The sequence below is a fragment of the uncultured Bradyrhizobium sp. genome (assembly GCF_936928535.1).
Classification (GTDB): Bacteria; Pseudomonadota; Alphaproteobacteria; order Rhizobiales; family Xanthobacteraceae; genus Bradyrhizobium.
This window is the reverse complement of the sequence record NZ_CAKZHY010000167.1, coordinates 20,854-36,399: the sequence shown is the minus strand read 5'-3', so window position 1 is coordinate 36,399 and position 15,546 is coordinate 20,854. Positions and strand designations below refer to the sequence as shown.

The following is a 15,546-nucleotide window of genomic DNA, read 5'->3' as shown; positions in this document are numbered from 1 at the left end:
AGTGTATCCGCAGGGAGCGCAGTCACGGCCTCCAGCCGCCGCGCCAACATCCAGTTCCCGGAGGAAATCGACATGTCGGCCCTGCCGCTCTCAGGCATCAAGATCCTTGACCTCACGCGTGTGCTCGCCGGGCCCTTGTCGGCCCAGATGCTGGGCGATCTCGGCGCCGAGGTGATCAAGATCGAGCGGCCCGGCACCGGCGACGACGCGCGCGCCTTCGGCCCGCCTTACCTGACCGATCCTGAAGGCAAGGCCAACAATAACAATTCGTTCTATCTTTGCGCCAACCGCAACAAGAAGTCGGTCACCATCAACATCGCCAAGCCCGAGGGGCAGTCGATCATCCGCGAACTCGCCAAGGACGTCGACGTCTTCATGGAGAACTACAAGGTCGGCGATCTCAAGCGCTACGGCCTCGACTACGAGACGATCAAGGCGATCAACCCAAAAATTATCTATTGCTCGGTGACCGGTTTCGGCCAGACCGGTCCTTACGCGCCGCGTGCCGGATATGATGCGATCCTCCAGGCCATGGGCGGTCTGATGAGCGTCACTGGCCATATCGACGGCGAGCCCGGCGAGGGCCCGATGAAGGTGGGCCCGTCGATCGTCGATTACATGACCGGCATGAATACCTCGATCGGCATTCTCTCGGCGCTCTATCATCGCGACGTCAATGGCGGGCAGGGACAACACATCGATGTCTGCCTGTTCGACACCGTCATCGCCTCGCTCTCGCACTGGCTGCAGATATTCCTCGTCAACGGCAAGACGCCGCCGCGCCGCGGCACCTGGGGTAACGGCGGCATGCCGGCCGGCGTGTTCCGCTGCACCGACGGCGAGCTGATGCTGGTGGTCGGCAATGACAGTCAGTTCCGGAAGACCTGCGCCGTGCTCGGCCAGCCGGAGCTCGCCAGCGATCCACGCTTCATCAAGAACAACGACCGCGTCGTGCACGGCAAGGAGATCATGGCGATCTTTGCCGGCCTGTTCCTGAAGCAGCCGGTGGCCTACTGGCTGGACAAGCTGGAGGAGGCTGGCGTGCCGTCAGGCCCGATCAATAATTTCGAGCAGGTGTTTTCCGATCCGCACGTCCAGTCGCGCGGCATGCGGGTCAACGTCGAACATCCCTTCGAGCCGAATCTCTCGCTGATCCGCAATGCGCTCACCCTCTCGGGGACTCCAATCACGGACTACCGCGCTCCGCCGCTGCTCGGGGCCGACACCAAGGATGTGCTGGCGACCATCGGCTACGACGAGGCCAAGGTCGAGGCGCTGAAGGCGCAGGGGATTTTGTGATCTTCTGCGGCGGCCGGCGCGGATCTTCGACCGTAATGAAATGCAACCTGTTCTGCAGGAGCCGTCACGCCTCCGTCGATGATTGCGGCGTGGCGTCGCTGCTTCGCCGTCCGGCGCGGATGTCGGACGGCGTCGCGCCGTAGCGCTGGCGGAAGCTGCGGTTGAAGTAGGACAAATCGCCGAAGCCGCATTCGAAGGCGATGGCGCCGATCGACAGATCGAGTGGCTGGGGATTGGCGAGCAGCCGGAAAGCGCGATCAAGACGCTGTTCCAGCACATATTGACTGAGGCTCGTGCCGTCCCGCTCGAACAGTTTGCGAACATAGATCGATGAGATGTCGTGGCGCGCCGCGAGCGTATCGGCGGAGAGATTGCGCTGGGTGATATTCGCGACAATGTCCGCCTTGAGCGCCGCGAGGCGTGCGGCGCGGACGCCGCGGAACCTGGCCATTTGCGCCGCCTCGCGCGTTGCGCCGACGGCCAATGCAACGAGGTCGCGCAGGTGGATCGCGCAGAGCGACCGCAACTCCGGCGTCATGCCGTCGAGCTGGCCGTTGCCGAGGATGGAGAGATAGCGCGACAGCAGCCTCATCGATCCCAGATGATCCGGCAGCAATTGCATCAGCGACCGATCGATATCGCCAATGGCGACTTGCGCACGGGGAACCACCAGCGCCACGAAATCGATCGGTTGTCGGTATTCGCAAACCCCGGTCGATGCGTTGGACCACAGCACCGCTTCACCGGCGCGGAACACCACCTCGCGCTGGCGCTGGCTGATCACGGCTTCGCCTTTGGTCATCAGCGCAAAGACCAAGTCGTCGCTGCCGTCGACAACCAGCTGCGGGGTCCGCATCACCCGGTTGGCGGAGCTCGCGATCGAGGCGATCGTCAAGCCGGGCAGGCAGTCGATTCTCGCCTTGCTGCGGAACGGCTCGCCGCGTGCCGGCTCCATCTCCATCTTGACGACCGAGCGGCCGAAGACCTCGCGCCAGGCGGGGATCTTGTCGCCGGCGGCGAAAGCATCGGTCGAGAATGTGTGAATATCGGTCACGTGGTCTCCGCGAGAGGTCGCGCGATTGATCCCAACATCCGGATTGGTTTCGCGCAGGAATCGCGTTTCGTTTCGGCAATGTCGGTATCGTAGTGTGTCGGGACTCGCTTGACTTGGACTATGTGGAACGCGGCTTGCGGCCTGAACGGTACATCTCCACGCCGAGCCGGATCCCCCGACGATTCACCGCAATCGCATCGCTCCCGAGTCCGGCCACGCCAGCCTTGCGACCTCACGGATCTCCGACGGTGAGCCGCCGAACCGCCGGCGAAAGCTCCGGTTGAAATAAGAGAGATCGCCAAAACCGGCCTCGTGCGCGATCTGCGCTATGGTGAGGTGGCGATGGCGCGGATCGGTCAGCATACCTCGCGCCTTGGTCAGACGCTCGGCTAGCACGAAGATCGAGAACGACGAGCCGGCCTGTTCGAACAGCTTGCGCACATAGCGCGGCGAGATGCCGTGACGGACCGCGATCAGCTCGGCCGATAAATCGCTGCGTGACAGCGCCCGCAGGATGTCGGCCTTGATGGCCGTCAGCCGCGCGGCGGCGGCGCCACGCTGCCGCGCCACCTCGGCGTAGTCGCCGAGCGTTCCGATCGCGAGTGCGGTGAGGTCGATCAGGTGGTCGGACACGCTCTGTGCGATTGCGCCGTCGATCAGGTCATCGCCGCGCTGCACGATGTCGACATAGCGGGTGAGAAGACGCAGTGCAGCATTGTTGCCGGGGATCGGCCGGCCGAATGCGCAGGAATAATGCGGCGCCAATCGCGCGATGGCCGGAAGCGACAATGCGAGTGTGATGAAGCTGCCCTCCGTCAACATCGACGCCGTGACCGCCTCCTGCGGCGCGATCACGGCGGCGCTGTCGATTCCGTCGAGCAGCTCCTTGCCGAACTGGGTCACCGAGGCCGAGCCCGAGCGCGGCAGGCTGACGACAATGACGTCGCGGCCGCGTGCGGCGAGCTCCTTCGTCATGCGGTAATGCGCCGGTGTCCGCCAGCCGGCGGCGAGACCGACATTGGGCAGCAGGTCGAACGTCACGCCGGCACGGAAGGGTGCATCACCGAGCGGCTCGATATCGACATTGGCGATGCCGCGCCCATAGACCTCGCGCCACATCTCAAGGCGCCTGGCGTCCGGAAAATCGTCCGTTGAAATGCTTGCCCGTTGATACGTCCCGGAATCCGGCATCGTCCCCGCCGATCGCTTCTCGTCACGTATTGGACGTTGCAACAAGGCGGCAAGTTCGCAGACCACGTAGTTTGACGGAGGGCGTCCTGGCGGGCAGCGGGGGGTGCCCAAACATCGTGCAGGTGCCGCAGAGGCGCGCTCCGATGTATCGATCAGTCCAAGACAGGCGAGCTTCAGCAGGCCAACTTGCGGGAATACGCGGGAAACCAGATGCTTGATGCCCATCAATTGCTTTGGACACAAATTGCCGCCGGCGTTTGCCTGCTGATTCTTGGCTCACTGCTGTTCAACCTGGTTCGCATGCGCCGCCTGATGCAGGCGGCGCGCAACTGGCACAAGGTCGAGGGCGTGATCACCGTCTCCAGGGTCGATCAGCCGCCCCAGCATGTCTCGGATGACCTGAACGACGCCACTCCGATCATCCGCTATCGCTATCGCGTCGGCGGGCGGGACTTGGAGAGCGACCGGGTCGCGATCGGTGGCGAGCCGATGATGACTCGTGTGCTTGCCGGCAAATTGGTCGGAAGATATCCGGTCGGAGCCCGCGTCGACGTTTATGTCGATCCCGAAAATCCGCAGCACGTCCTGTTGGAGCCGACCGAGCCGCGCAATATCACGGCCTTGGTCGCCGTCACGATCGTATTTGGCCTAGCTGCAGCCGTTCTGATCGCGCATTCGGTCGCCGGACACGTGCTCTATACCAGCAGGGGTGTTCCGCTGTTCCTGTTCCCACTGCCGATCCTTGCGCTGCTCGGCGCGATCTCGGGCGTCGTCGCATTCTTTCGCGCCCGGCAACGCGCCCGCGCCAGCATGGGCTGGCCGAGTGCAGCCGGCATCGTCATCGCCTCAAACGTGATCGAAGAGGCCATCGCGGAAAAGAGCGATGACAAGTCGGTTGTCGCGCCGAAGATGATCCACCGCTACCAGGTCGACTTGCGATATGCTTACGAGGTCGACAAGCGCGACTTCGTCGGTACCGAAGCGCACTGGGGAATGACTGCGATCTATGGTCGGCGCGACGTCGCAGAAAAAGCCGCGGGCCGTTACCATCAGGGACAAGCCGTCACTGTCCATTACGATCCGGAACGGCCGGGCACCGCGGTGCTTGAGCCGGAAAGGCGAGAAGGCTCGTCGGCACCGCTCGTTCTTGCGGCCATTTGCGCCGTGATCGGTGGCATTCTCTCAGCGTTCTTCATCCTGGTCGGATTTGACTAGAGAGGACGTGGCGTCGATCCGGGGCGGCACCACCGGTGGTGCGCAACCGCCACACTGTCTGAAAACCAGCAATTGTACCGTATGAACCGTGCCGCTGTATCGGACCGCCCAAGACAGCATTCCGCCTCTGGTCAATTTGTCGGCGATGTCAGCTTCGACTCGCAAGACCAGGGATTGATTAATGAAATTGAAACACGCTGCGCCCCAGCCGACGATGGCAGAGCGCCTTTGCATTGCGTGCTCGCTGAAACGTGCCGTGCCGCTGGTGCTGTCGGCGGCCGGGACCATCGCGCTGTCGATAGCGCCGGCGAGCGCGGCTTGCGTGCAGGCCGGTAACACCGTGACCTGCAGCGGCGCGACCACGACACCTTTCGGCACCGGCACGGAGAACAACCTGGTGCTGACGGTTCAGCCGGACGCCTCGATCTCGGTCGGCGCAGGCGTGTCTGCGATCTCTCTCAACAATAGCAACACCGTCTCGAACAACGGCAGCATCGCCGTCGGGAACAACAGCGCTGCCATCCAGGTGATCGACAACAATAACGTCACCAATGCCGGCGCGATCAGCTCGACGGCCTCATTCAGCGACGGCATCAACGTGCTTGGCAATGGAAACACCGTGACCAATTCCGGCACGATCAGCCTTGCAGGTGCAGCATATGGAATGTTCGTCAACGGCAACGGCAACGCCGTCAACAATTCCGGTGTCATTGCAGTCGGCAGTAAGACGAACAGCGGCGCTGTTGGCATCTGGATGCTCACCAACAACAACCTGACAAATAACGGCACGATCACGGCGCTCGGTCAGGGCGGCGCCGGCGTCATGTTCTGGGGCGACGGCAACACCATCACCAACAACGGGACCATCAGCGCGGCCAATGGCGCGGGGGTGTGGATGAGCGGAGACAACGCCACCATCGTCAACAATGGCACGATCAGAGGCAGCGGATCCGGCAGCTTCTCGCTGGGAACCTTCGGAACGGGCGGGACCACCGTTACCAACAACGGGATGATCGACGGTCAGATGCTGTTCGTCGGCTTCGGAAACACCAACGCGCTGATCAACAATGGCCTGATCACTATCACCGATCCGGCAACACCGCTTTTCGTCGGCGATCTCGGCGTCAGTGGTGTCTTCACCCAGTCGGCGCGAGGCACGTTGTCCTTGCGCGTCGACAATGCCGGAAATCGAGACGGCCTTGGTGCCAACATCGCCAATCTCGGCGGTACGATGCGGGCGGTGTTGCAGTTCGGGCTCTATCAATCGTCGACCACCTACAAGGACGTTGTGGAGACGTCCGGAGCCATCGTCGGGCAGTTTTCCAATGTCACCGCGTCGTCGGCCTTCTTCAACACGACCGCGATCTACAATCCCACCTCAGTCGACCTGACGCTGACACGCATTGCTTTCGGCGGCGTGGCGGGTGAGACCGCCAACCAGCGCGCGGTCGGCAATGCGCTGGAGGCCGGCTATTCCACCGCGCTCACCGGCACCGCCGCGACATTCTATTCGAACCTGTTGCAGGCGGGTTCGGTGCGGGTTCTCGACCAGCTCTCCGGCGAGGGCACCAGCGGCATGGAGAATTCCGCCTTCGCCGCGGGTACGCAGTTCGGCCAGACCATGGATGGCCAGATGAATGCGTGGCGCACCGGCAATCGCGGCAGCGTTCCGAACGGCGGTGCGCTCGGCTATGCCGTGGAACGCTCGAGCGGCCCCATGTCGGCCTTCGCCGCGTTGAAGGCGCCGGCGATGGTGCAGCCGCTGTGGAACGTCTGGGCCTCTGGTTTCGGCGCGGCGCAATCGTTGTCGGGCAATGCGACGATCGGCACTGCCGCCTATAGCGACCGCGTCGGCGGCGGCTCCGTCGGTCTTGACCATCTGCTCAGTCCGGACCTGTTGGTCGGTCTCGCCGTCGGCGGCTCCAGCGCCAGCTTCTCGGTGAACGATCGTGCGACCAGCGGCCGGCTCGACGGCGGGCATGTCGGCGCCTATGCGATGCAGCGCTTCGGTGCGACCTATTTGTCGGCGCAGATCGCCTACAGCCATTTCGGCAATTCGACCACGCGGACCATCACCGGCATCGGTGCGGATGAAATCGCCAAGGGATCATTCGGCAGCGATCAGCTCGGCGGCCGGTTCGAAATCGGCCGCGCCTTCCAGTACGGTGCGCTGACGGTGACACCCTTCGCGGCGATCCAGGCAGCTCAGCTGTGGCAGGTGGCCTATACCGAAACCAGCAGCGCGGGAGCGGCGCCCGGCGTATTGGGCCTGAGCTATGCCGCCCACCGCGTGTCCTCGTTGCCGAGCTTCCTCGGCGCAAAGTTCGACGGCCGCGTCGATCTCGGCAATGACATGATCTGGTCGCCCTTTGCCAATGCAGCCTGGGTGCATGAGTTCAACCCGACCCGCGACGTCACGGCGACGCTGGTCAGCATGCCGGCGCCGTTCTTCACGGTCGAAGGCGCGCGCGCGGCCTCCGATTCCGGACGGGTCGAGCTTGGCTCGCGCCTGGCGCTCAACCGCTGGTCGGAACTGTCTGGACGGGTCACCGGCGAATTCTCGCGGGCGGGGCAGAGCTATGCCGGCATCGGATCGTTCAAGGTGAGCTGGTAGGGCACTTCGTCCGTCCGGCAGCATCGCGCAATGCCTCCAGCCGATGACTCCGGCTGGAGGAGACACGCCATGCCGGAATCTGTTCGCAGCGCATCAATTGGTGACCGGAGCATGACGAGGGTGCGGCCTTACGTGAGGCTTGCGCGCAATCCCCAGATAAACCCGGTCCGTACTCGCCCAGGCTTTCGCTCCGGCCCCGACTCAGATTCGATCTCTCCACTGAGTTCGGGGAGACAAGTGCATGTCCTATACGATCGGGTTCCAGGCGAAGAACCAGAAGGCAATTCTGGCGACTGAAGCAGCGACGGCCAACCAGGCGGTCGCGATCATTGCCGCGCTGCGGCAAAGTGCCGAAGAGATCAAGTTCATCCGCTCGCCGCAGGAAGGCGACATGGGCATCGAGATGCTGCTGCTGCTCGCCAAGGAAGAGGCCGATGAGATGCCGCAGCGGGCGTAGTCCCGCCGAGGCGTTCACACCACACTTCGAGATTCAGCGAAACATGCTGGCTACAGAATAGTGTAGTCAGCAATCAGTCTCGCTTGAACCGAAGGTGGCCCATGAAACGCGAAGCGCTCCGCGTCGAACCGATTTCGTCCTTTCTCGATCGCGTGAGGGCGCCGACGTCGCCGGTCACGCGCGCCGGCAACATGATCTTCGTCGCCGGCCTGCCGCCGTTTCACCCGGAAACGGGCGAGATCGGAGGGATGGGAATCGAGCGGCAGAGTGAGATCATCATGGAGCAGATGAAGCTGTGCCTTCAGACGGCCGGCGCCTCGCTCGACAATGTCATGAAGTGCAACGTCTACTGCACTTCCACCAAACATTTCGCCACGTTCAACGCCATTTATGCGCGCTATTTTCCGGTCGACCCACCGGCGCGGATCTTCGTCGTGACCCCGGAATGGTTCGGCCCGTTCGACGTCGAGATCGACTGCATCGCGATGATGTGAGGGACTAGCGCGCCGCCACTCTTGTCGGCGCCTTCGCCTCGCTCCGTCCCGCCGTCAGCGCCATCGTCGCGACGCTGACGACGCGCTGCACCACGTCCTCGACATCGTCGAGATCGCATAGTCCATCGGACAGCTTGATCAGGCGTTCGCTCTCGCGGATGGTGTGGTGCGCCATGGCCAGCGCGAAATTGAGGCCCCAATAGATATCGACCTCGCTGCGGTCGGGCAGGGACCGCCGCATCGCGCCGGCAAATTTCCGCAAATGGTCGATCTCGCGGTTCTTGATGCGGCGGATCGGCGGCACTGACTCGATCGAGGCGCGGATCATGAAGCGCGCCGCAGTGGAGCGCTGGTTCTCCGGCCCCAGGCAGCCGCGCAAGGTCGGCCGGACCAGCGCGCGCAGGATCACCTCGATCGGCGCGCGGCCGCCGCCTGCTTCCTCGGCCGCCTTCAGCTCGCGCAAGCGCTCGCGGTTGGTCGCGATCGAGCGGGTGACAAATAATTCCGCGATCAGCTCGTCCTTCGAGCCGAAATGATAGTTCACCGCCGCAAGGTTGACGTTGGCTTCGGCGACGATGTCGCGCAGCGTCACGTCGCCAAAACCGCGATCGGCATAGAGCCGTTCGGCGGCGGCGAGAATGGCGGACCTCGTATGATCGCTCGGCATGGACGCTCCCCCTGAGGGAGTTGCATTTCAAACAGTTGTATGAAACTATCGTTTGAAGGCCGGAAAAAGTCAATCCGCATGATGGACTTGCGCCGCATCAAAGCGGTCCGGGTTCCACCAGCTATCTGCGAGCCGCCGGAATGGCGCTTGCGGGCCGCGCATGGCGGGAGGACAGTCCGGCGCAAAACAGACTTTCAAAGCGAGACCGAGGAGCGTCCCATGGACTTCGATATTTCGCCCAAGCAAAAGGAATGGCTCGAGCGCGTGCAATCCTTCATGGCCAAGCACGTGCGTCCGGCGGTGCCGATTTATGATCAGCAGGACAAGAGCGGCGACCGCTGGAAGGTCATCCCTGTCCTCGAGGACCTCAAGAAGAAGGCGAAGGCCGAGGGCCTCTGGAACATGTTCATGCCGCCGAGCGAGCATGAGGACGACGAATTCCGCGGCGCGGGATTGACCAATCTCGAATATGCGCTGCTGTCGGAAGAGATGGGCCGCATCACCTGGGCCTCTGAAGTGTTCAATTGCTCCGCGCCCGACACCGGCAACATGGAAGTGTTCATCCGCTACGGCTCCAAGGAGCAGAAGCGCAAATGGCTGCGTCCGCTGATGGACGGCGAGATCCGCTCGGCCTTCCTGATGACGGAACCGGCGGTGGCCTCGTCGGATGCGACCAACATCGAGACCAGCATCAAGAGGGACGGCGATCACTACGTCATCAACGGCCGCAAATGGTGGTCGTCGGGCGTCGGCGACCCCCGCTGTAAGATCGCGATCCTGATGGGCAAGACCGACTTCAACGCGGCCAAGCATCAGCAGCAGTCGCAGATCCTGGTTCCGCTCGACACGCCAGGCATCAAGGTCGAGAAGATGCTGCCAGTGTTCGGCTTCGACGACGCGCCCCATGGCCACGCCCAGGTGCTGCTCGAGAACGTACGCGTACCGAAGGAGAACATCCTGCTCGGCGAAGGCCGCGGCTTCGAGATCGCGCAGGGCCGCCTTGGTCCCGGCCGTATTCACCACTGCATGCGCACCATCGGCAAGGCCGAGGAAGCGCTGGAGAAGATGGTGAAACGGCTCTCCTCGCGCACCGCCTTCGGCAAGAAGATCGTCGAGCACTCGGTGTGGGAGCAGCGCATCGGCGAAGCCCGCACCAATATCGAGATGACGCGTCTTTTGTGCCTCAAGGCCGCGGACATGATGGACAAGGTCGGCAACAAGACCGCGCAGGCCGAGATCGCCATGATCAAGGTCGCAGCCCCCAACATGGCGCTGAAGATCATCGATGAAGCGATCCAGGCGTTTGGCGGCGCGGGCGTCTCCGATGACGCCGGTCTCGCCAAGGACTACGCCCACATCCGCACGCTGCGTCTCGCCGACGGTCCGGACGAGGTCCACAATCGTGCCATTGCACGGCTCGAGGTTCGGAAGTATGCCAACTCTCCGAAGCACTAAAATCGGGGAGGGCTGCGTGCTCCCCACACCGTCATTCCGGGGCGATGCGTAAGCATCGAACCCGGAATCTCGAGATTCCGGGTTCTCGCTGCGCGAGCCCCGGAATGACGACAATGAAAAGAGGGAGCGTCACCGTGGCTGACGGCGTCAGGAAAGACGAGGAGTTCTCGGGCACCAAGCCGGTCGAGGAGCGTCATCGCATCGACGAGCTCAGGCTCGAAGGCTGGATGCGCGACAACGTCGAAGGCTATGAGGGCCCACTGGTCGTGCTCCAGTTCAAGGGCGGCCAGTCCAACCCGACCTACCGTCTCGACACGCCGAAACGCTCCTACGTGATGCGCCGCAAGCCGTTCGGCAAATTGCTGCCGTCGGCGCATGCGGTCGATCGCGAATATCGCGTCATCGCGGCCCTTGGAAAACAGGGTTTTCCAGTCGCGCACGCCTATGCGCTCTGCCAGGACGACGGAGTCATCGGCTCGGCCTTCTATATCATGTCGATGGAAGACGGCCGGGTGTTCTGGGATCCGACGCTGCCGAGCCAGGACAACGACGCGCGACGAAAAATCTTCACCAGCAAGATCGAGACGCTGGCGAAGCTGCATATGTACGACCCCGTCGCGATTGGCCTTGGCGATTTCGGCAAGCCCGGCAATTATTTCGCGCGCCAGATCGACCGCTGGACCAAGCAGTATCGCGCGTCCGAGACCCAACACATTCCGGAGTTCGAGAAGGTCGCCGAATGGTTGCCCAAAACCGTGCCGGAGCAGGCGCGCGTCTCGATCGTCCACGGCGACTATCGCCTCGACAACATGATTTTCCACGCCACGGAACCGCGCGTCCAGGCCGTGCTCGATTGGGAGCTGTCGACGCTCGGCGATCCCATGGCCGACTTCACCTATCTGTTGATGCAGTGGATCATGCCGGGTCTCGAGGGCGCCGACCTCAAGGCGCTCAACATCCCGAGCGTGGACGAGGCTGCGCAGATCTATTGCAACGTCACCAAAATGACGGTGCCGGATCTAAACTGGTATTTCGCCTACAATCTATTCCGCCTTGCCGGCATCACCCAAGGCATCGCCGGCCGCGTCCGCGACGGCACCGCCGCGAATGCCAAGGCGCTGGAGTCAGCCAAGCGCACCGTGCCGCTGTCGAAGGCGTCGTGGGAGTACGCGCAGAAGGCGGGCGCGGTGTAGGGACAACGAAGGCGCGGCAGGTGGCCGTGCCCTTTTGTTGGGGTACGGCGGTCTCGCCACACGCTCGCAATGACGGCGTGGCAAGTCTCGGTTGTCATTTGACAGCGTGCTATTCGACCCTATCTCCTTTCGCAAGGAGACGGTCATGATCCAGCAACTGCGCATCTACGAGATCTTCGAAAAGAACAAGGCTGCCTTTCACGCCCGCTTCCGCGACCACGCCGCGCGCATCATGCGCACGAAATATGGCTTCCGGATCGTGGCGATGTGGGAGACGAAATTCGGCGACCGGACCGAATTCGCTTATCTCCTGGAATGGCCCGACGAGGCGGCCAAGACCTCTGCATGGGCAGCCTTCATGGCCGACACCGAGTGGACCGAGATCAAGCGCGTCACCCATGCGGAGCACGGACTGATGGTAGGTCAGATCGAGGACCGCCTTCTTGTGCCGGTGGACTACTCACCGTCGCTCAGCCTGCTGAACTGATCCGCCTTCGGAGCCGCAATTATGATCGATCACGCCACTCTCATCACCTACGTCTTCATCGTCCTTGGTTTTGTGTTCATTCCGGGCCCGGCGACGTTGCTGACCATGGCGAGGGCCGTCAGCTCGGGAACGAGGGTGGGCGTCGCGACGGGGGCCGGGATTGCGGCCGGTGACTTGATCCACACGGGCATGGCGATCGTGGGCCTGTCGGCCATCATCGCGACATCCGCGCTGCTGTTCAGCGTCGTCAAATATGCGGGCGCGGCGTTCCTGATCTATCTCGGCATTCGCGCCATGCTTGACAAGGCGCCGATCGAGCTAAATGGCGGCGCGCCCGCGATCGGCGCGGGCCGCGCCTTTCGGCAGGCTGTGCTGACCGAAGTGCTCAATCCCAAGACCGCGCTGTTCTTCCTCGCCTTCCTGCCGCAATTCGTGCGGCCGGAGCACGGTTCGGTCGGGCTTCAGCTGGCGATCCTCGGTGCCGTCTTCGTGCTGCTCGGTCTGCTCAGCACCGTCGTGTTTGCCCTTGGCGCCGGCCGCCTCGGCAATCTGCTGCGCCGTCATCCCGCCGTAGTGAAGTGGCAGGGCAAGGTGGTCGGGACCATCTACTGCGCCGTCGGCCTGCGACTGGCCATGCAAGAACGGTGAGGCACGCCGCTCGCCCTGAGCTCGAGCCCCTTGGGCGGATCAGCGCAGCGTAATCCGCCGTTTACACGACGCGAGGGATGTGGCGGATTGCGCCCCACGTTTCAATTCTTCGCGCAATGGGCGATCAGCTTCTCCACGAAGCCTGCGCATTTCTCCAGCTCTGCCATCGCGATGAACTCGTCGGGCGTGTGCGCCTGCGCGATCGAGCCGGGGCCGATCACCACGGAGGGGATATCCGCCATGCTGGTGAACAAGCTCGCTTCGGTGCCAAAAGCGACCTTGGCGTGGTCGTTGCGTCCGGCAAGGCTCTTGGCCAGCGTGACGATGGCCGTGTCCGCCTTGGTGTCGAGCGCGGGGTAATCGAGGATCTCCTCGAAATCGATGCCGCATTCGGAGTGCCTAGCCTTCATCGCCGGCTCGAGCTCGGCCTTGGCCCAGGCGACGATCGCATCCGTCACCTCCTTGGACTCGGTGATGCCGATGCCGCGGCATTCGAAATCGACCGTGCAGGTATCAGGCACGATGTTCAGCGCCGCGCCGCCATGCACGATGCTGGTCAGCAACGTCGAGTGCGGAACATCGTAGAGACTGTTGCGTTCGGCCTCCGTCGCTAGCTTCATGGCGCGGCGACGGATCTCGGTGATCATCTCGGCGGCATATTCGATCGCGTTGACGCCGTCGGGCGCGATCGAGGAGTGGCGGGCGAGGCCGTGGAAAGTCGCGCGCACGCCGTGCTTGCCCTTGTGGCCGATGATGACCTTCATCTCGGTCGGCTCGCCGATGAAGGCCCCGAGCGGCTTGACTGTCTTCTTGGCAATCTCGGCAAGCATCGGCCGCACTCCGACGCAGCCGATCTCTTCGTCGTAGGAGATGGCAAGATGAATCGGTGTCGTCAGCTTCGCGTCCAGCATTTCCGGCACCATGGCAAGGCACACCGCGACAAAGCCCTTCATGTCGGTGGTGCCGCGGCCGTAGAGCTTACCGTCGCGTTCGACTAGCCTGAACGGATCGTGGCTCCAGTCCTGGCCCACGACAGGCACGACGTCGGTGTGGCCTGACAACACCAGACCGGGCTTGTCCTCCGGTCCGATCGTGATCCAGAGCGAGGCCTTCTGCCCCGTTTCGTCAGCGATGCGCTGGCCCTTGACGCCGAGGAAGCCGAGATAGCTTTCGATATGCGCGATCAGCGGCAAATTGGTACGATCGCTGATGGTGTCGAAGGCAACGAGCTCGGCGAGCATGTTGCGGATGCGGTCGGGGCGTGAGCTCGGGAAGATCGGGTTGGGCATTGTCTCGTTCATGAGATGGAGAATGGCGTCGGCGCCTGCACGAAACATACCAATGGAGTGGTGGTTGGGGCAAATCCGACCGGATGGTTTCGCCGAATCTCAGGCGAGTGCGGAGAGATCCGACGGCAGCATGCGCTTGAACAGGTCGAGCATCCGGCGTGCATCCGCTGCTGGCTGCGAGATCGCGTACCGGACCGCGGCTGCGATCTGGATCATCGCCAGCTGCGAAAAACCGGTGAGGGCAGCGGAGGGCTGTTTCGGCGCGACGCGATGCAATGCATCGCGGAGCAGGCCAGCGAGGACGGCAACGTCCTCCTCGTCGATCTTCTGAAGCGTTCGGTCGCCCTGCGTCGCCCGCCAGATGTGATGCATGACAGGGTAATCGCGGAACATCTGGTAATAACCGTCGGTGATGCGGCACAGCACCGTGTGCAGGTCGGATAGCTTCTTCATCTCGGCGAGATCGCGCGCAACGCATTCGCGGCCGATGACATTGCAGCGCTCGGCGAGCGTCCCGATCACGGCGCTCTTGTCAGGAAAGTATTGATAGAGCGAACCGAAGGCGATGCCTGTGCGTTCGACGATGTCGCTCATCCGGAACGCATCGCCGCCTTTCTCCGTCAATATCTCGCTCGCAGCGGTCAGGATGCGATCAAAACGCTCCCGGCTGCGTTCCTGCGTTGGCACCAGCGGCGTGCGTCGCTCGGCCGGCTGCGTCGCCTTGCCCGTCCTGATCTTCCGTTCCGGCATCCTGATTCCCGCCATCCGCGCTTGACGTGATGAATAAGAGAGTTTATCGCTTTTATCAAATACGAGAGTTTATCGTCTTTTGCGGAGGCGTGGCATGCGGCAGGTTTTCACGACCGGGTTACTGTGGTTTTCGGCCCTGGGCTGCGGCGTCATGGCGGGCGTCTATTTCGCCTTCTCGACCTTCATCATGACCTCGCTCGGCCGGCTCGACCAGGCGGCCGGCATTGCGGCGATGAACGCCATCAATGTCGACATCGTGCGCTCGCTGTTCATGCCGCTGTTCCTCGGCACGACGGTGGCGGGTGCGGCCTTGGTGGTGATGGGTGTGTTGCGCATCAGCGAACCCGGGGCGGTCAGCATGATCGCCGGCGGCAGCCTCTACGTCCTCGGCATGTTCGTGGTGACCGCGGTGTTCAACGTCCCGCTGAATGACGCGTTGGCCGCGCAGCAGCCATCAGCGCCGGAGGCGGCCGTGGTGTGGACAGCGTATCTGAAGGACTGGGTATTCTGGAACCACGTGCGGACAGGGGCGTCGGTGGTCGCGAGCGCGTTGTTCGTCGTTGCGCTTGCCGCATAACCGATCTCGTAGGGCGGATTAGATCCGCCTCTTCGCAGCAGGTGCCGGTCGGGCACCCGGTCTTCCCTGCGCCCTCTTTCAGTCGAAGGTGAAGTGATCGGCAAAGCTCGGGCGGGATGAGCCGCGAGATGGCGAAGGTGTGTCTGCTTGCTCCGT

Annotated in this window: 15 protein-coding genes; 10 read left to right on the top strand and 5 right to left on the bottom strand. The window is 63.0% G+C overall.

From position 1 onward, the window contains the following. Positions 1-72: 72 nt before the first annotated feature. Positions 73-1,299, top strand: coding sequence for a CaiB/BaiF CoA-transferase family protein (locus Q0687_RS31480; protein WP_298885547.1), 1,227 nt, complete (start codon positions 73-75; stop codon positions 1,297-1,299). A 64-nt stretch (positions 1,300-1,363) separates the two neighbouring features. On the opposite strand, the gene Q0687_RS31475 is transcribed toward Q0687_RS31480, so the two are convergent. Then, the gene (locus Q0687_RS31475; RefSeq protein ID WP_298885545.1) at positions 1,364-2,353 is read right to left on the bottom strand and encodes a helix-turn-helix domain-containing protein; all 990 of its coding nucleotides are present in this window, start codon (positions 2,351-2,353) and stop codon (positions 1,364-1,366) included. A gap of 183 nt (positions 2,354-2,536) precedes the next feature. Then, on the bottom strand, positions 2,537-3,472 hold the full coding sequence (locus tag Q0687_RS31470; RefSeq protein ID WP_298885543.1) for an AraC family transcriptional regulator: 936 nt from the start codon (positions 3,470-3,472) through the stop codon (positions 2,537-2,539). 282 nt (positions 3,473-3,754) lie between these two features. On the opposite strand from Q0687_RS31470, the gene Q0687_RS31465 reads away from it, so the two are divergent. From Q0687_RS31465 to Q0687_RS31450, 4 genes are all read left to right on the top strand, one after another. Then, entirely contained in the window at positions 3,755-4,759 is a 1,005-nt protein-coding gene (locus tag Q0687_RS31465; protein ID WP_298885541.1) for a DUF3592 domain-containing protein, read from the top strand. Between the two features lie 181 nt (positions 4,760-4,940). After that, the gene (locus Q0687_RS31460; RefSeq protein ID WP_298885539.1) at positions 4,941-7,373 is read left to right on the top strand and encodes an autotransporter domain-containing protein; all 2,433 of its coding nucleotides are present in this window, start codon (positions 4,941-4,943) and stop codon (positions 7,371-7,373) included. Positions 7,374-7,614: 241 nt separating this feature from the next. Then, positions 7,615-7,830: a hypothetical protein gene (locus Q0687_RS31455; protein WP_298885537.1), complete on the top strand. Its 216-nt coding sequence runs from the start codon at positions 7,615-7,617 to the stop codon at positions 7,828-7,830. Between the two features lie 101 nt (positions 7,831-7,931). After that, positions 7,932-8,324: a RidA family protein gene (locus Q0687_RS31450; protein WP_298885535.1), complete on the top strand. Its 393-nt coding sequence runs from the start codon at positions 7,932-7,934 to the stop codon at positions 8,322-8,324. 4 nt (positions 8,325-8,328) lie between these two features. On the opposite strand, the gene Q0687_RS31445 is transcribed toward Q0687_RS31450, so the two are convergent. After that, positions 8,329-8,991, bottom strand: coding sequence for a TetR/AcrR family transcriptional regulator (locus tag Q0687_RS31445; RefSeq protein ID WP_298885533.1), 663 nt, complete (start codon positions 8,989-8,991; stop codon positions 8,329-8,331). Between the two features lie 219 nt (positions 8,992-9,210). Here Q0687_RS31445 and Q0687_RS31440 point away from each other — a divergent pair, with 219 nt between their 5' ends. The 4 genes from Q0687_RS31440 (at position 9,211) to Q0687_RS31425 (ending at position 12,774) form a co-directional block, all read left to right on the top strand. Then, positions 9,211-10,446, top strand: coding sequence for an acyl-CoA dehydrogenase family protein (locus Q0687_RS31440; protein ID WP_298885531.1), 1,236 nt, complete (start codon positions 9,211-9,213; stop codon positions 10,444-10,446). 134 nt (positions 10,447-10,580) lie between these two features. After that, positions 10,581-11,639 carry a phosphotransferase family protein gene (locus Q0687_RS31435; protein WP_298885675.1) on the top strand — a complete coding sequence of 353 codons (1,059 nt, stop codon included), beginning with the start codon at positions 10,581-10,583 and terminating at the stop codon, positions 11,637-11,639. 145 nt (positions 11,640-11,784) lie between these two features. Beyond that, positions 11,785-12,126 carry an NIPSNAP family protein gene (locus tag Q0687_RS31430; RefSeq protein WP_298885529.1) on the top strand — a complete coding sequence of 114 codons (342 nt, stop codon included), beginning with the start codon at positions 11,785-11,787 and terminating at the stop codon, positions 12,124-12,126. A gap of 21 nt (positions 12,127-12,147) precedes the next feature. Beyond that, positions 12,148-12,774 (top strand): LysE family translocator, encoded by a 627-nt coding sequence (locus tag Q0687_RS31425; RefSeq protein ID WP_298885527.1) that lies wholly within the window; start codon positions 12,148-12,150, stop codon positions 12,772-12,774. 101 nt (positions 12,775-12,875) lie between these two features. On the opposite strand, the gene argE is transcribed toward Q0687_RS31425, so the two are convergent. After that, a complete protein-coding gene (gene argE / locus Q0687_RS31420; RefSeq protein ID WP_298885525.1) occupies positions 12,876-14,063 on the bottom strand; it encodes an acetylornithine deacetylase in 1,188 nt (395 codons plus the stop codon). Positions 14,064-14,162: 99 nt separating this feature from the next. Then, complete coding sequence (locus tag Q0687_RS31415) at positions 14,163-14,813, bottom strand: TetR/AcrR family transcriptional regulator (protein ID WP_298885523.1); 651 nt, start codon at positions 14,811-14,813, stop codon at positions 14,163-14,165. Positions 14,814-14,907: 94 nt separating this feature from the next. Here Q0687_RS31415 and Q0687_RS31410 point away from each other — a divergent pair, with 94 nt between their 5' ends. Continuing rightward, complete coding sequence (locus tag Q0687_RS31410; protein WP_298885521.1) at positions 14,908-15,390, top strand: anthrone oxygenase family protein; 483 nt, start codon at positions 14,908-14,910, stop codon at positions 15,388-15,390. The last annotated feature ends 156 nt before the right edge of the window (positions 15,391-15,546 follow it).